This is a genomic window from Nocardiopsis sp. KDC1DS13DA1 (assembly GCF_055632325.1).
Genome location: NZ_JBVMUY010000025.1, coordinates 122,175 through 136,687, shown reverse-complemented (window position 1 = coordinate 136,687; position 14,513 = coordinate 122,175). Strand labels below are relative to the sequence as shown.

The following is a 14,513-nucleotide window of genomic DNA, read 5'->3' as shown; positions in this document are numbered from 1 at the left end:
GGGTCCATTCAACCCGCATGCGGCGACAACTCGGACGGGATCGTGGGAACCGGGGGCTCGTCCGGGCCCGGGAAAGACAAGGACCCCCCGCGCACCCGCCAGAGCCTACTTATCCTTGCTGCCTTCCGGCCCTGGGGAGGTTCATAGGATGACGCCGCACGAGGGGTCTGCCCCGAGTGTATCCGAACCCCCGAGTGCCCCGGCAACCCGTCGCCGAGGTGGTTCCGACAACAGCCGCGGAACGGAACCCTTCCGACCCTCCGGGCGTCTTGATGGGCATGTTCGACCCCACAGCCCCCACCGACCGCTCCGCCGAGCGCCGCGAGCTCATCGTCAGCACCCTGGAGACCGCCTTCTCCGACCTGATGGCCGCCGCCCCGGCGGCGTTCCGGGTCAAGTTCCGCAAGATGGCGGCCAACCCGTTCGCCTTCTACCGGGGCAGCGCCGCCCTCTTCTACGCCGACGTCGCCACCATGGCCGACCCGTGGGCGACCGACCGCACCTCGCGGGTGTGGATCCAGGGCGACCTGCACGCGGAGAACTTCGGCACGTACATGGACTCGACCGGGCGCCTGGTCTTCGACGTCAACGACTTCGACGAGGCCTACCTCGGCCACTTCACCTGGGACGTCCTGCGCCTCGTGGCCAGCATCGGCCTGCTGGGCTGGCAGAAGGCCCTGTCCGACGAGGACATCGGCACGCTGGCGGCGCGCTACGTCCGCGCCTACACCGACCAGGTCCGCGAGTTCGCGACCGAGGGCGGAGACTCCGCGTTCTCCCTCAAACTGGGCAACACCGACGGCACGGTGCACGACGTGCTCCAGGAGGCGCGGCTCAACAGCCGCGCCGCGATGCTGACCGCCATGACCGAGCGCCACGGGTACGAGCGCAGGTTCCGCGAGGGTCCGCGCGTACGCCGCCTGGCCGACGACGAGCGGGACAAGGCCCTCGCCGCGTACCGCGCCTACCTGGACACCATCCCCCGGGACCTGCGGTTCACCTCGCTGAACTACCGGGTCAAGGACATCGTGGGCAGCGGCGGCTTCGGCATCGGCTCGGCCGGGCTGCCCGCCTACACGCTGCTCATCGAGGGGCGGTCGGAGGCGTGGGACAACGACGTCGTCCTGTCCATGAAGCAGGGCAACGTGGCCGCGCCGTCCCGCGTGGTGACCGACCAGCGCATCATGGCGGCCTTCGAGCACCACGGGCACCGCACCGCCGTGTCCCAGCGCGCGCTCCAGGCACACGCCGACCCGCTGCTGGGCCACACCGAGCTCGACGGCGCGGGCTTCGTGGTCAGCGAGATCTCGCCCTACACCAACGACCTCGACTGGGGCGGCCTCACCGAACCCTCGGAGATCGCCCCCGTGCTGGACTACCTGGGCCGCGCGACCGCCAAGGCGCACTGCGTGTCCGACGCCCACGCGGACACCACCCTGGTGGGCGGGGAGACCGAGGAGGCCCTCATGGCGGTGCTCGACGGCCGCGAGGAGGAGTTCACGTCCTGGTGCACGGACTTCGCGCACGCCTACGCCGCACAGGCGCGGGCCGACCACTCGCTGTTCGTCGACGCCTTCCGCAACAACGCCATCAGCGGCGTGCGGTCCAGCCGCGCCTGACGACGGGCGCCCGGGGCCTTTCGGAGCCGTCCCGCGACGGCTCCGAAAGGCCCGGCACCCTACCGGACGACCACGGAGAAACCCGTTCGGACCACACCCTGACAGCATGTAGAGTTGTTCGCGGAGGATTCGCCTAGTGGCCTAGGGCGCACGATTGGAAATCGTGTTGGGAGCAATCCCTCAGGGGTTCAAATCCCCTATCCTCCGCCAGAGAGGCTCTGATCCGCGGTGACGCGGGCCAGAGCCTCTTTTCGTGCCGCTCCCGACGGCCCTCACGCGGGGACCCGGGAGAGGGCAGGCGCGGTGCCCCGCCCACGGCCACCGGAACGGGCTCAGGCGACGCCGAAGTACGTCGAGACCCCGCTGAGCATGAGCTGGACACCGATGGTCGCGACGAAGAGCCCGCCGAACCGCGTCACGATGGCCATGGTCGGCGGAGACATGTTCATCCTGTTGACGAGGAACAGGTGCCCCACGGGGATCAGGGCCACCGAGACGGCCACGGCGATGAGCGCGGCGACGGTGCCCGTCCACCCGCTTCCCGTGGAGGCGATGACGATCACCGTGGTGATGGCGCCCGGGCCCGCCATGAAGGGGATGGCGTAGGGCACGATGATCGAGTCCTCGGCCGACCGCCGTACCGGCTCCTCATGGGCGGAGGCCCCGCCCTGCGCGCGGGAGGCCTGCCCCCCGAAGAGCATCTCGAACCCCATCAGGGCGAGCACCAGCCCGCCCGCGACACCGAACGCACCGAGATTGATACCGACGAGGTCGAGCAGTTCGCGACCGACGAGCGCCGCGCCGCCCAGGGTGACCGCGACGGTCAGCATGATGCGGCGGACGTACTCCCGCCGGCGCTCGGGCTCGTCCTCCGTGAGGACGCGGAAGAAGATGGCGCGGGTGACCGGGTCGAGCAGGACCGCGACGGCGACGATCGCCTGCACCGTCAGTTCGAGTGCGCCCATACTGCCTCCCACCGCTGTGGTTCGGGCCGGTTCCCGGGACCCGGGGGCGCGGGGGCGCGGTGGCGGGACCACCGCCCACGGGGTCGGGCGGACTCCGGTCGCGGCCGGGTGGCTCCACCGTGCCAGGCCCGACGGGTGCGGTCACGCACGACACGCGACGGTGCCGTGGGACCGCCCATCCCAGGACGGCGGCGCGCTCACCCGGCCACGCGTTCGCGGCGCAACGGCTGCCCGGCCAGGGTGGTCCAGACCCGCAGCAGCCACTCCACGGGGCCGTAGGCACAGCGCCGCAGCCACCAGCGGCTCAGCGCGGCCTGCGCGGCGAACAGCACGAGCGCGACCGCCGCGGTCGCCAGCGGTGGGACACGCCCCACCAGGGCGGCTCCGTACCCGGTGAAGAGCAGGGCGCAGACGAGGGACTGGCCGAGGTAGTGGGTGAGCGCCATGCGCCCGGGCGGCGCGAACACCCCGGTCAGCGCCGCGCCGTACCGCCCCGAGAACAGGCGCAGGGCGGTCGCGGCGTAGGCCGCGGCCAGGAGCGGAGCGGTGATGACGTCGATCCCCAGCGCGAGGACCTGGTAGGCGCCGCCCGGGTGGGCGAGGGACGCGTGGGCGTACACGAGGCCGCCCGGCAGACCCACGGTGAAGCCGACCCACTGCAGGCGGACGAGCGTCCGACCGTGCTCGAGGGGCTCCGTCAGGACGCCGCGCCGTCCCGCGGCGAGGCCGAGCAGGAACGCGGCCAGCGCGGAGGGGGCCTGGAAGAAGGCGAGCAGGAACAGGACGTCGGGGAGTTGGCTCAGGTGGGCGGAGACGACCGAACCGGGATCGCCGCGCAGTGCCTCGGTGGCCGCCTCCGCCGCCGGAATCGCTCCGGGGTCCACCGCGGCTCCGCCCTCACCTTGGAGCGTGAGGGCGAGGGAGAGCAGGGCGTACGCGGCTCCGACGACGCCCAGGACCACGACGGCGACGGACGCGGCCGCCGGGGGCCGGAGCCGTCGGGCGGTGAGGAGGACGAGGCCGAGCACGGCGTAGGTGGTGAGGATGTCACCGGGGAAGAGCAGCACCGCGTGCGCGGCTCCGAGGACGAACAGACCGCTCAGGCGGCGGAGGAACCGCGGAACGAAGCCGACCCCGCGCCGCTCGGCGGAGGCCAGTTGCAGCGTGAAGCTGTAGCCGAACAGGAAGGAGAACAGGAGGAAGAACTTGGCCTCGAAGAACACCGCCGTGAACGCGCGGACCGCATGGTCCGACGGTGCGCGGAAGGCGGGGTCCACCACGCCGCCGCCGTGGTGGGCGGAGGCCAGGTAACCGATGTTGACGACGAGGACGCCCAGGAGCGCGAACCCGCGTAGGGCGTCGACATGGAGGAGTCGCCCGGGCGTACGGTCCGTCCGGGGTGCGGTCGCGTCGGTCATGCGGGCGCCTCCCCGCCGGACACACCCTCGAGGAACCGGCGCTGGTCGTCGAGGAATCCGGGGGCGAACAACTGGCGCGGGGCCAGGAGCGCGGTCAGCACGAGGGGAACGGGCTCGCCCTCCAGGTCGTCCCTGAGCAACGCGTGGGTGGCGTCCGGGTAGTGGCGGACGGTCAGGCTGTCCGGCGGCAGCAGCCTTCGGTAGGTGGCCTCCGTGTCCGCGACGTCGACGTTCAGATCGTGTCCGGCGAGGACCAGCAGCGTGGGGGTGCCGCTCATGGAGCGCAGGTCGGCGCTCGCGTCGGAACGGAAGTTCCTGCTCACGAACCTCCACCGCTCGGCGCTCATGGCCTGGGGGCCGCCGACCGCCTGCCGGTACCGCTCGAAGTCCGCTCCCTCCCGGAGCAGGCGCAGGGTCGTCTCCCGGCGGCGCAGCGCCTCCCGTGTCTCCTCCGGTGTCGCGTTCGTCTCCCGCAACTCCGCCATCAGGTTGTAGCGCCCCTGCCGCTGCCAGTCCACGGCCGGGGAGACGGCGATGACGAAGTCGAGGTCCCCCTCCCGAGCCGTGACCTTGGGCAGCACCCATCCGGCCTGGCTGGCCCCCCACAGGCCGATCCGGCTGTCGTCGATGTCCGGGCGCGCACGCCCCCAGGACACGGCGGCGAGGGTCTCCTCCGCGCGGTCGTCCATGCTCTGGTCCAGCCAGTCGCCCCCGGAGTCGCCGACCCCGGGCTTGCTCAACGAGAGCGACGCGTATCCGGCCCGCCCGAACGCCTCCCAGAGCGGCCGGTAGAAGGTGTCGTGCGTGGCGTCGACGGGTCCGTCCCCGTGGACGAAGACGACGAGCCCGAACGGCCCCTCCCCTGATTCGGGCCGGGCGAGCACCCCGTCGAGCTCCTGTCCCCCGTGCCGCACCGTGACGCGCTCCTCCCGCAGAGCGTAGGTGTTCCGCCAGGTCACGACCGCGCCCAGCCCCGTTCCCACGAGCAGCACAAGGGCCACGGCCCACACCGGTAAACGCCGCAGGGGCGACGCGTTGCGTCGTCGCATGCCTCATCTCCAAAACTATCAAAATAAAAACGAACGTTCTCATCATGATAGTATGAGGCTCGGCGGCGCAAGCCCGACCGAAGGACCACACCGAGGCGGAGGGGCGGAGATGGGCGCAGCGGCACGGAGGGGAGAACCGGCCTCCCCCGGCGGCGCACGGGTGTGCCGTGGGGTTCCCGTCGGGGATGAGGAGCGGGTGGCCGCCCTGTACTGGGAGGCGTTCGGACGCAAACTCGGGGCGGCGCTGAACCCACCCGACAGGGCCCGGGCCTTCCTCGCGGACCACCTGAACCACGACCGGGGCATCGTGGCCGTCATCGACGGCGAGACGGTGGGGGCGGTCGGATACCAGCTCGGCGGCCGCGGCCTGGTCGGCGGCGGCGCGGGCGACGTGCTGTCCGCCTACGGGCCGCTGCGCGGCCTGCCTCGGCTGGCCCTCCTCGCACTGGTGGAACGACACCCAGAACCCGGCGAACTGGTGATGGACGGCATCGCCGTCGACCCCCGGCACCGCGGAAGGGGCATCGGTAGCCTGCTCCTGCGCGAGGTCGCGGCCGTGGCGGCCGACCACGCCCGGCACCGCGTCCGGCTCGACGTCGTCGACGTCAACCCGGGCGCCCGAGCCCTGTACGAACGGCACGGCTTCCGCGCCGTCCGCACCGAACGAACCCCGTACCTGCGCCGCGTCATGGGGTTCGGAGCCGTCACCACCATGCACCGGACCGTCGCACCGGCCGGGGACACCGACGACAGGACCACACCGTGAACACCACGACCGGAACGCCGGGGGACGCCGACTGGCCCGCGATCCCGACCCGCCTGCTCGTCCACGCGCTGGTACGCGGGGACGGGACCGTCGACGCGGGCGAGCTCTACGCGGTCGCCGGACTGCTGGGCATGACCGACCAGCAGGTCCGCCTCTGCATCAAACGCCTCGTCGCGGAGGGCCGCTTCACCCACGAGGGCCGCGGACGCAGGGCGCTCCTGCGGGCCGCGCCCGACGCCACCGGCTCCCTCGCCCCCGACGCCGCCCACGTCCGCCACGCCTACCGCCAGGACCACGGGACCGCGCCCTGGGACGGCGTCTGGCACCTCTTCGCCTTCGCCGTCCCCGAGTCCCGGCGGACCGCCCGGGACTCCCTGCGGGACACGCTCCTGCACCTGGGCGCCGCACCCGTCCAGGGCGGCCTGTACGTCAGCGCCAACCCGATCGCCGCCCTGGTCGGGGCACGGGCGGACGAGCTCGGTGTCGGCGACGCGCTCACCCGGCTCACGAGCACCGACCTCCACGTCGGCGGGGTCGGCGACCCGCCGGCCCTGGCCGCCGCCCTGTGGCCGCTCGACGAGATCGCGGACCGGCACTCCCGCCTGTCGGGCCTCGCGCGCGTCTACCTCGACCGGATCGACGCGCCGGAGGAGATCGCCGGCCCCGAGCGGCTGAGCATGGCCGTGCGCCTGGCCGCGGCCTTCACCGAGGCCATGGAACCCGACCCCCTCCTGCCGCCGGAACTGCTCCCCCAGCCCTGGGAGGGAACCGAGTCACGCCGACTCGCCTCGGCGTGCTGGTCGGCGCTCGCCGAGGCCGACGGCGCGGACGGCGCCTCCCCCTCCGGACCGCGCCTGTTCTCCCTGTACGAGGGCGTGACGGACGAGCCCGGGCGGGACCGCGGCGAACACCGTTCCGTCTGACCAGCGCGGCACCCGCGCTCGTTCGGGGGGCTCGCCTCCACTCATTTTGCAACTTGTTGCATAATGAGGTTCGGGTCGGCCGGACACCGGCCCGCGAAGCACCGCGCGAGGAGACCACATGAGCGAGTACCCGCACCTGCTGGAACCACTGGACCTGGGCTTCACCACCCTGCCCAACCGCGTGATCATGGGATCCATGCACGTGGGCCTGGAGGAGGTCGAGGGCGGCTTCGAGCGGATGGCCGCCTTCTACGCCGAGCGCGCCCGCGGCGGTGTCGGCCTGATCGTCACCGGCGGCATCGCGCCCAACGAGGAGGGCGTCACCTTCAAGGGCGCCGCCAAGCTCACCACCGAGGCGGAGGCCGACGAGCACCGGGTGATCACCGACGCCGTCCACCGCGAGGGCGGCCGGATCGCCATGCAGATCCTGCACACCGGCCGCTACGCGTTCAGCGAGGACTCCGTCGCGCCCAGCGCGATCCAGGCACCCATCAGCCCCTTCACCCCGCGCGAGCTGACCGACGAGGACGTCGAGCGCACCATCGACGACTTCGCCCGGGCCGCCGAGCTCGCCCGAAGAGCCGGATACGACGGTGTCGAGGTCATGGGCTCCGAGGGCTACCTCATCAACCAGTTCATCGCGTCCGCCACCAACAGGCGCGAGGACCGCTGGGGCGGCTCCTACGAGAACCGCATGCGCTTTCCCGTGGAGATCGTCCGCCGCGTCCGCGAGCGCGTCGGCCCCGACTTCGTGGTGGTCTACCGCCTGTCCATGCTCGACCTCGTGCCCGGCGGATCCACGTTCGACGAGGTCGTCCGGCTCGCCAAGGCGATCGAGGAGGCCGGGGCGACCATCATCAACACCGGTATCGGCTGGCACGAGGCGCGCATCCCCACCATCGCCACCTCCGTCCCGCGCGGCGCCTACAGCTGGGTGACCCGCAAGCTCATGGGCGAGGTGTCCGTCCCCCTGGTCGCCGTCAACCGGATCAACACCCCCGCCGTCGCCGAGGAGATCCTCTCCGAAGGCCACGCGGACATGGTCTCCCTCGCCCGCCCCCTCCTCGCCGACCCCGACTTCGTCAACAAGGCCGAGGCGGGCGCCCCCGAGGAGATCAACACCTGCATCGGCTGCAACCAGGCCTGCCTGGACCACACCTTCAGCCTCAAGATCACCTCCTGCCTCGTGAACCCCCGTGCCTGCCACGAGACCGAACTGGTCCTCTCCCCCACCCGCACCCGCAAGAACGTGGCCGTGGTCGGCGCTGGGCCCGCCGGGCTCGCCTTCTCCGTCTCCGCCGCCGAGCGCGGGCACACCGTCACCCTCTTCGACGCGGCCAGCGAGATCGGCGGCCAGCTCAACATGGCCCGCCGGGTGCCCGGCAAGGAGGAGTTCGACGAGACCCTCCGCTACTACCGCGTCCAGCTCGACAAGCACGGCGTGGACGTGCGGCTCAGGACCCGGGTCACCGCGGCCGACCTCGACGGCTACGACGAGGTCGTCCTCGCCACCGGTGTCACGCCCCGCGCCCCCGGGATCCCCGGTGTCGACCACCCCAAGGTGGTCAGCTACGTCGACGTCCTCAGGGGCGGGGCCGCCGTCGGCGAGCGCGTCGCGGTCATCGGCGCGGGCGGCATCGGCTTCGACGTCGCGGAGTTCCTCACCGACGGCGGCGAGAAGGCCAGCCTGGACCCCGACGAGTTCTTCCGGCAGTGGGGCGTGGACACCGACCACACCACACCGGGCGGCCTCACCGAGCCGAAGCGGCCCGCCCCGCCGCGCACCGTCCACCTGATCCAGCGCAAGACCAGCAAGGTCGGTGCCGGGCTCGGCAAGACCACCGGCTGGATCCACCGCCTGGAACTGCGCCACCGGGGCGTGGAGATGGTCGCGGGCGCCACCTACGACCGCGTCGACGACGACGGCCTCCACCTGACCGTGGACGGTGAGAGCCGCGTGCTCGACGTGGACACCGTCGTGGTGTGCGCGGGCCAGGACCCGCGCCGCGACCTCGCCGACGAACTGACCGCCGCCGGGCGCGAGGTGCATCTGATCGGCGGAGCCGACGTGGCCGCCGAGCTGGACGCCAAGCGCGCCATCAAGCAGGGCACGGAGCTGGCCGCCGCCCTGTGACCCGAACCTAGAATGCGCTCATGTCCCTGCCCCACGCGATCCTCACCGCCCTGCTGGAGAAGCCGTCCTCCGGGTCGGAGCTGACCCGCCGGTTCGACCGGTCGATCGGCTACTTCTGGTCCGCGACCCACCAGCAGATCTACCGTGAGCTGGGGAAACTGGAGAGGGCGGGGCTCATCCGGGAACTGCCGTCCGAGACCCCCGCCCGGGGCAAGAGGAAGGCCTACGAGGTGCTGCCGACCGGCCGCGCCGAGCTGGAGCGCTGGGTGGGGGAGTCGGAGGACCCCCGACCGCTCCGCGACCCCCTGCCGCTGCGACTGCGCGCGGCGGGGGTCGTGGGGATCGGGGGACTCACCGGGGAGCTGCGCCGCCACCGCGCCCTGCACGCCGCCCAGCTGGAGGAGTACCAGGAGATCGGGAAGCGCGACGCGGCCCGGGAGCGGGGCACGGACCGGGACCGGGTGCAGCGCCTCGTGCTCCGGGCCGGTATCGACATGGAGACCTTCTGGGTCACCTGGCTGGACGAGGCGATCGGCGAGCTGGAGGGGCTCGGGGGGACCGCGGAAGCCCGGAACTGACCTCAGGGACGCGCGTCGCGTGGAGGAAGGCGGCAGGCCGCGGTCGAGCCCGGGAGCCGGTAGCGGTGCTCGGCGACCCACCGGTACACCGCGCGGACCGACGACCGCACACCCGGCAGCGCCGTCACGGCGCCCGCGATCCGCCACGGGCCCCGACAGCTCCGCAACAACTCGGCGAAGGCGTCCGCGCCGCCGTGGACCTCCCCTGACTCCGCCACCCACAGCGCCTCACGCGTCGCGCGCTCGGGTGTGGTGCCGAGGGCCGCCAGGTCCACCGTCTGCCACGGACGGGCGGTGAACCGCACGGGCAGCCGCAGGGCGACCGCCACCGACCGGGCGCAGAAGCCGCAGTCCCCGTCATAGACCAGCAGCGGCCGTTCCGCGCCCATCAGCGCACCGCCCCGGTCTCGCGGAGGCGCGCCGGTCCGATGATCGGCCGGATCCGGTGCCAGTCCCAGCACACGAGGTAGACCACGCCGAGGAGCATCAGGGACGTGATGGTCGGTGTTCCGGCTCCGAAGTCGATGGAGGTGGTCAGTACGACGATCCCGGTGATGACCGGCAGGTACACGACGGCTCCGAGCGCGGCCGTGCGCGGGACGAGCAGCAGCACCGCCGCGGTCATCTGGCAGATCCCGATCACGACGTACAGGGCACCGAAGTCCTGGTGCAGCGAGGTGAACATGACGTAGACGTCACCGAGCGACTCCTCCCGGGTGAACGGCTCGTTCACCACCTTCCGGAAACCGGAGGGGAGGAAGCCGACCGCCAGCAGGATCCGGACGCACCAGGTGTGGTGGTGCAGCCACCGGACCCGCCGCGCGCGAGCGTGTACCGCGTCGAGCCGGGACAACAGTCTGTCCATGGGGGTTCGTTCCTTCCGAACGGCGAGGGGACACGGTCCACGCTTCCCGAGGTGTCGGACGACCGCATCCGCCACGGGACGGAGATCCCGGCATCGACTGACGTCGGTGCCCCATCGCCGAAAGTCGGCGGAGCGCCCCGCCTGCCTGGGAGACCCGGCCCCCGACTTCCCGGGGCGTCCGCGGACCGCCCGCCGGCCCCATCACCGCCCGGTTCCGGAACCGCCGGCCACACCCTCCCCGTACGCACGCCTCGCGAACCGGTACTCCTGTGTGCCGCGAACCAGGTGCCACACGAAGAGGGGAAGGAGACACGCGAAGACCCGCCACCTGGGGTCGTCCAGAGTCCACAACAGCGATCCGGTGAGAAGGCGGGCGACGATGCCGCCTCCGGGAAGAAGCAGGTGGGTCCGGCTCGGTCTCCCGATCGGAGCCCGGTAGACCCCCAGGCCGTGCACAGGCGAACGGGTCCTCCACCAGAGCCGCCTGTCCCTCAGCCACGTCAGCTCCAGTACGGAGAACCCGGCAAGAGCGCCCAGGACCAGCCCCCATCCGAGGTGTCCCGCCCACCAGGCGCAAATCCCGACGACGAACGGGGCGACCCGCAGCAGGTTCCACACGCGCATGCCCCAAGCCTTGGCATCCTGACGCGACTCGACCAGGAAGAAGGAACGAAAAAAGCCGCCCCCGGCGCTGCCGGGGACGGCTGGTGGCGGTGGAGGAGGGATTTGAACCCTCGAAGGGTTGGCCTACCGGGGCGTGGGAGCGGCCAGCGGCGCGGACTCGGAAACTGCCTCTGACCTGGGACGGAACTCCTGACGGTTCCCACGGTTCCCTGTGCCCTCCGGACGCCATGTGCACTGAATGTGCATCGGACACGGGTGTCCGCGGCGCGTTCAGACCCGGGGCTGGTGCTGCTCTCTGATGAGGGTACGGAGCTGGTCGACGGTCAGCCAGGGCTTGGACACGTGGATCATCCGGTGGCAGTTGGCGCACAACAGTGCGAGGTCCTGGAGGCGGGTCCGGCTCTCCCCGATGTGGTGCAGCGGGACGACGTGGTGGACCTCGATGTAGTCGGCTCCGCGGGCACCGTAGGTCCTGGCGAAGTCGAAACCGCACGCCTCGCAGGCGACGGGTAGACCCTGGGCTCGGGTCCGGGCGATCTTCTGTGTGCGGAGCTTGCGGTTGCGTTCGCGGGCGTAGTGCTTACGGACGAGCAGGCGGCCCTCCGGCGCGCTGATCTCCTCGTCCGCTTCTTCCTCCTCGAACACGGGGAGGTCGGCGAGTTCGCCGGAGAGAGTGCCCGTGCGGATGCTCTCGGCCGCAGCGTGCATGCGCTGGGGGTCTTCGAGGAACTCCTCGACGACCCTGCGGTCCAGGGCGCCACCGTTGGTTCTCTTCGTCGTGCGTGACGGGTGCCAGTTGAGGATGTTGGCCATCTTCAGACGGACGCTGGCCGGGCTCCGGAAGTCCGGCGGACGCTCCTCGGGCGGGTGCAGGGGAAGCAGCTGAAGGAGTTCGGACAGCGCGACCACCTCACTCCTGGAGGTGTCCAACGTCTTCCACCCGTGCTTGGCCAGGAGGTCGCATGCCAGTACCAGTTCGTCCCAGGCCCAGTTGGGGTTGCGGCCGGTACGAACGGTGAAGCCGAGTGAGCGCAGTTTTCTACCGACAGTGGCCTCGCCACCGGAGAAGTCCGAGGCGCGGAGGGCGTGACCGCTGACGTGCTTGTGGGCGACCCCGCAGATGGCCTTGGAGTCGTACTCCCTGTCCTCGTGGAGCAGCTTGTAGGAGCGTGCGGGCTCGAACCCGTAGGTGTCGAGGAAGACGTCCTGGCCGAGTTCGTCGTACTCGGCGATCGCCTTGAGAACCGCGTCCCGTGTGATGTCCGCCAGACTCATGACGCAAGCCTAGAAGCGACTGGGGACACGTACGGGCGGACGTGTCGGTTCCCTCCTCCGCCGCGGCCGGAAGCCCCTGAGGTTCGCGCTCGGGTCACCACGGTTTCGGTCCGAGGTGCTCGACAGCGCCGGAACGGGCAACCCGAGACAGACGCATTCCGCTGTCGGGTGCCTCGGGATCCGAACACACCAGCAACCACGGCTGTGCCCCGAGACCATGACTGGCGCTGTCAGATCAGCCCCGGCGCTTCGCCCCCGAATCGGCCGCCGCGTGGCTCGGGACCGGGCGGCAGCCCGCAGCCCGAGCCGGGCGGCGAGCCGCCGCGACGGCGCTCGCGCCGTCGCCTTGATCCCATACAGCTCAATTCGGCAACGCGGTCGTGAGCTTCTCGACGTGGTCCAGAGCGAGCTGCCATGGAAAACCGCTGTACAGAGCGGCCCCAGTACCTGCCTCGTGTGGTTCGAACGCGCCTGGACCGAGGAGGACAGGAACCCCTTCGTCACGTAGCTGTTCCACGCTCCGACGGAACGGGGCACGGGCAGCGTAGGCGGAGTTAACGAAGGGCAGGATTACGGTTGGCACTCCAAGACCTATCGCCTCGTTCACCACATCCAAGACGTAGTTGTCGGCGATACCGTTAGCCAACTTGTTGATGGTGTTGAATGTGGCCGGGGCGATGATGATGGCATCCGCTTTAGGAGAGCGGGGGTCTCCCGGCGCACGGTGCTGGCTCCGCACCGGCCGTCCGGTCTGTTTCTCCAGTGCCTCAACGTCAATGAAATTAATCGCCGCTGGGGTTGCCATCACCTGAACGGTCCAACCCCGTTCTTGTGCCAAGCCAACAAGGATCCCGATGTCCGAGGCCGGTCCAGCAGCGCATACAACCGCGTAGAGAGTGCGGAGTTCGCTCAAGATTTTGGCTCCTACCTCGGTGAGCTGAGATGCACGCCGTCATGATGTCGGACGTGTGGAACTCCCAGGGTGGCTGCGTCCAGAAGTCGCACGGCGTAGACCTCACCCATGTGCTTTTCGACCTCGTCGGGCGTGAGCCATTCGACGGCGGTCGCCTCGGGGGTGACGCGTGCTTCGCCCCCGGACGGCTTGCATCGGAAGACGAGGGCGACGATTCCGCGGGCCATGTTCTTGTAGACGCCCGTGAGTCGTTCCACCTCGACGCGGATACCGGTCTCCTCCAGCACCTCGCGGACAACCCCCTCTTCTGGGGTCTCCTCCAACTCCAGGACTCCGCCTGGTGGCTCCCAGGTGCCGTTGTCCCTGCGCTGGATCGCCAACATGCGTCCGTCCTCACGGATGACGGCCCCTGCGACGGACACGGAATGCAGCGGCGTTGACGGCTTGTCTCCGATGCTGTTACTCATGTACATGAGCATAGGAGGCACAGAAGGACTATGGCGAGCACTGTAGGGGCGAAGTCGGCGAAGCCCCGGTATCTCCAGATCGCGGACGACATCGAAGAGCAGATCAAGGTTGGTCGTCTGGCTCCTGCTGAGGAGATCCCGAGCGAGACCGCCCTGATGGAGCGCTACAGCGTCTCCTCTGGCACGGTCCGCAAGGCGATCGCCCAGCTTCGCGCGACGGGCCTGGTGGAGACCTTCCAGGGCAAGGGCTCCTTCGTGAAGTCCCGGCCTCCCGTCACGCGCAAGTCCTCGGACCGGTTCCGGCGCTCGCACCGCCGTGCGGGCAAGGCGGCCTACATCGCCGAGACCGAACAAGCCGGGGTGAAGCCCACGGTTCAGGTCCTCTCCATCGGACCCGTCGCCGCTCCCGCCGAGATCGCGGAGCGCCTGGCCGTGAACGAGGGCGACAAGGTCCTTGCCCGCCGTCGTCTCTACTTCAGCGACGGCAACCCCACTGAGGAGGCGACGTCCTACCTGCCGTGGGACGTGGCGCGGGACATCCCCGAACTCTTCGAGGAGAACCCCGGCGGCGGTGGCATCTACGCCCGGCTGGAAGAGCACGGGCACGAGTTCGCCGAGTACACCGAGACCGTGCGGGCGCGTCTGGCCACCAAGCAGGAGGCGAGCGCGTTGAGCCTGAGTCCCGGCTCTCCGATCATCCACCTGACGCGGAATGCCGTCACCACGGCTGGGCGTGTGGTGGAGGTGTGCGACACGATCATGGCGGCTGATCAGTTCGTGCTCGACTACCGCATACCTGCCACAGACTGAGGCCCGGAACGTCCGAGGTAGACAGGCTTGTTGGCTCCACAGGGTTGACTCATGTACATGAGTGAGGCAACCTGTACACCACAACTCATATACATGAGCGCATGTGA

At 70.6% G+C, this 14,513-nt stretch carries 15 protein-coding genes, 1 tRNA gene and 1 other RNA gene; 7 read left to right on the top strand and 10 right to left on the bottom strand.

The window, feature by feature from the left end; translation table 11 throughout:
* Window positions 1-75 precede the first annotated feature (75 nt).
* Window positions 76-171: signal recognition particle sRNA small type (gene ffs / locus ACTVAJ_RS16830), an RNA gene on the bottom strand.
* Window positions 172-272: 101 nt separating this feature from the next.
* On the opposite strand from ffs, the gene ACTVAJ_RS16825 reads away from it, so the two are divergent.
* Window positions 273-1,619 (top strand): DUF2252 domain-containing protein, encoded by a 1,347-nt coding sequence (locus ACTVAJ_RS16825; RefSeq protein ID WP_470389110.1) that lies wholly within the window; start codon window positions 273-275, stop codon window positions 1,617-1,619.
* Window positions 1,620-1,741: 122 nt separating this feature from the next.
* A tRNA-Ser gene (locus ACTVAJ_RS16820) sits at window positions 1,742-1,829 on the top strand.
* 122 nt (window positions 1,830-1,951) lie between these two features.
* On the opposite strand, the gene ACTVAJ_RS16815 is transcribed toward ACTVAJ_RS16820, so the two are convergent.
* From ACTVAJ_RS16815 to ACTVAJ_RS16805, 3 genes are all read right to left on the bottom strand, one after another.
* The gene (locus ACTVAJ_RS16815; protein WP_470389109.1) at window positions 1,952-2,584 is read right to left on the bottom strand and encodes a MarC family protein; all 633 of its coding nucleotides are present in this window, start codon (window positions 2,582-2,584) and stop codon (window positions 1,952-1,954) included.
* Between the two features lie 197 nt (window positions 2,585-2,781).
* Window positions 2,782-4,002: a DUF418 domain-containing protein gene (locus ACTVAJ_RS16810; RefSeq protein ID WP_470389108.1), complete on the bottom strand. Its 1,221-nt coding sequence runs from the start codon at window positions 4,000-4,002 to the stop codon at window positions 2,782-2,784.
* Complete coding sequence (locus tag ACTVAJ_RS16805; protein WP_470389107.1) at window positions 3,999-5,051, bottom strand: alpha/beta hydrolase family protein; 1,053 nt, start codon at window positions 5,049-5,051, stop codon at window positions 3,999-4,001. Before ACTVAJ_RS16805 ends, ACTVAJ_RS16810 begins: the two co-directional genes overlap by 4 nt.
* Before the next feature lie 109 nt (window positions 5,052-5,160).
* Here ACTVAJ_RS16805 and ACTVAJ_RS16800 point away from each other — a divergent pair, with 109 nt between their 5' ends.
* From ACTVAJ_RS16800 to ACTVAJ_RS16785, 4 genes are all read left to right on the top strand, one after another.
* Entirely contained in the window at window positions 5,161-5,817 is a 657-nt protein-coding gene (locus ACTVAJ_RS16800) for a GNAT family N-acetyltransferase (protein ID WP_470389106.1), read from the top strand.
* Window positions 5,814-6,740 carry a PaaX family transcriptional regulator C-terminal domain-containing protein gene (locus ACTVAJ_RS16795; protein WP_470389105.1) on the top strand — a complete coding sequence of 309 codons (927 nt, stop codon included), beginning with the start codon at window positions 5,814-5,816 and terminating at the stop codon, window positions 6,738-6,740. The genes ACTVAJ_RS16800 and ACTVAJ_RS16795 overlap by 4 nt, the downstream gene beginning before the upstream one ends.
* 118 nt (window positions 6,741-6,858) lie before the next feature.
* On the top strand, window positions 6,859-8,874 hold the full coding sequence (locus ACTVAJ_RS16790; RefSeq protein ID WP_470389104.1) for an NADPH-dependent 2,4-dienoyl-CoA reductase: 2,016 nt from the start codon (window positions 6,859-6,861) through the stop codon (window positions 8,872-8,874).
* Between the two features lie 20 nt (window positions 8,875-8,894).
* Window positions 8,895-9,452, top strand: coding sequence for a PadR family transcriptional regulator (locus tag ACTVAJ_RS16785; protein WP_470389103.1), 558 nt, complete (start codon window positions 8,895-8,897; stop codon window positions 9,450-9,452).
* A gap of 2 nt (window positions 9,453-9,454) precedes the next feature.
* Here the strand turns inward: ACTVAJ_RS16785 and ACTVAJ_RS16780 are convergent, their stop codons facing one another.
* The 6 genes from ACTVAJ_RS16780 to ACTVAJ_RS16755 form a co-directional block, all read right to left on the bottom strand.
* Window positions 9,455-9,841, bottom strand: coding sequence for a thiol-disulfide oxidoreductase DCC family protein (locus ACTVAJ_RS16780; protein WP_470389102.1), 387 nt, complete (start codon window positions 9,839-9,841; stop codon window positions 9,455-9,457).
* Window positions 9,841-10,317, bottom strand: a complete 477-nt coding sequence (locus ACTVAJ_RS16775) for a hypothetical protein (protein WP_470389101.1) — start codon at window positions 10,315-10,317, stop codon at window positions 9,841-9,843. The genes ACTVAJ_RS16780 and ACTVAJ_RS16775 overlap by 1 nt, the downstream gene beginning before the upstream one ends.
* A gap of 201 nt (window positions 10,318-10,518) precedes the next feature.
* Window positions 10,519-10,941 carry a hypothetical protein gene (locus ACTVAJ_RS16770; RefSeq protein ID WP_470389100.1) on the bottom strand — a complete coding sequence of 141 codons (423 nt, stop codon included), beginning with the start codon at window positions 10,939-10,941 and terminating at the stop codon, window positions 10,519-10,521.
* Window positions 10,942-11,211: 270 nt separating this feature from the next.
* A complete protein-coding gene (locus tag ACTVAJ_RS16765; RefSeq protein WP_470389099.1) occupies window positions 11,212-12,216 on the bottom strand; it encodes an HNH endonuclease in 1,005 nt (334 codons plus the stop codon).
* A 361-nt stretch (window positions 12,217-12,577) separates the two neighbouring features.
* A complete protein-coding gene (locus ACTVAJ_RS16760; RefSeq protein WP_470389098.1) occupies window positions 12,578-13,129 on the bottom strand; it encodes a flavoprotein in 552 nt (183 codons plus the stop codon).
* An 11-nt stretch (window positions 13,130-13,140) separates the two neighbouring features.
* The gene (locus ACTVAJ_RS16755; protein WP_470389183.1) at window positions 13,141-13,602 is read right to left on the bottom strand and encodes an NUDIX hydrolase; all 462 of its coding nucleotides are present in this window, start codon (window positions 13,600-13,602) and stop codon (window positions 13,141-13,143) included.
* 24 nt (window positions 13,603-13,626) lie between these two features.
* On the opposite strand from ACTVAJ_RS16755, the gene ACTVAJ_RS16750 reads away from it, so the two are divergent.
* The gene (locus tag ACTVAJ_RS16750) at window positions 13,627-14,406 is read left to right on the top strand and encodes a GntR family transcriptional regulator (RefSeq protein ID WP_470389097.1); all 780 of its coding nucleotides are present in this window, start codon (window positions 13,627-13,629) and stop codon (window positions 14,404-14,406) included.
* Window positions 14,407-14,513: the final 107 nt, after the last annotated feature.

Coding starts and splice junctions, on each gene's coding strand:
- ACTVAJ_RS16825 (WP_470389110.1), top strand. CDS start 273: ATGGGCATGTTCGACCCCACAGCCCCCACCGACCGCTCCGCCGAGCGC.
- ACTVAJ_RS16815 (WP_470389109.1), bottom strand. CDS start 2,584: ATGGGCGCACTCGAACTGACGGTGCAGGCGATCGTCGCCGTCGCGGTC.
- ACTVAJ_RS16810 (WP_470389108.1), bottom strand. CDS start 4,002: ATGACCGACGCGACCGCACCCCGGACGGACCGTACGCCCGGGCGACTC.
- ACTVAJ_RS16805 (WP_470389107.1), bottom strand. CDS start 5,051: ATGCGACGACGCAACGCGTCGCCCCTGCGGCGTTTACCGGTGTGGGCC.
- ACTVAJ_RS16800 (WP_470389106.1), top strand. CDS start 5,161: ATGGGCGCAGCGGCACGGAGGGGAGAACCGGCCTCCCCCGGCGGCGCA.
- ACTVAJ_RS16790 (WP_470389104.1), top strand. CDS start 6,859: ATGAGCGAGTACCCGCACCTGCTGGAACCACTGGACCTGGGCTTCACC.
- ACTVAJ_RS16785 (WP_470389103.1), top strand. CDS start 8,895: ATGTCCCTGCCCCACGCGATCCTCACCGCCCTGCTGGAGAAGCCGTCC.
- ACTVAJ_RS16780 (WP_470389102.1), bottom strand. CDS start 9,841: ATGGGCGCGGAACGGCCGCTGCTGGTCTATGACGGGGACTGCGGCTTC.
- ACTVAJ_RS16775 (WP_470389101.1), bottom strand. CDS start 10,317: ATGGACAGACTGTTGTCCCGGCTCGACGCGGTACACGCTCGCGCGCGG.
- ACTVAJ_RS16770 (WP_470389100.1), bottom strand. CDS start 10,941: ATGCGCGTGTGGAACCTGCTGCGGGTCGCCCCGTTCGTCGTCGGGATT.
- ACTVAJ_RS16765 (WP_470389099.1), bottom strand. CDS start 12,216: ATGAGTCTGGCGGACATCACACGGGACGCGGTTCTCAAGGCGATCGCC.
- ACTVAJ_RS16755 (WP_470389183.1), bottom strand. CDS start 13,602: ATGTACATGAGTAACAGCATCGGAGACAAGCCGTCAACGCCGCTGCAT.
- ACTVAJ_RS16750 (WP_470389097.1), top strand. CDS start 13,627: ATGGCGAGCACTGTAGGGGCGAAGTCGGCGAAGCCCCGGTATCTCCAG.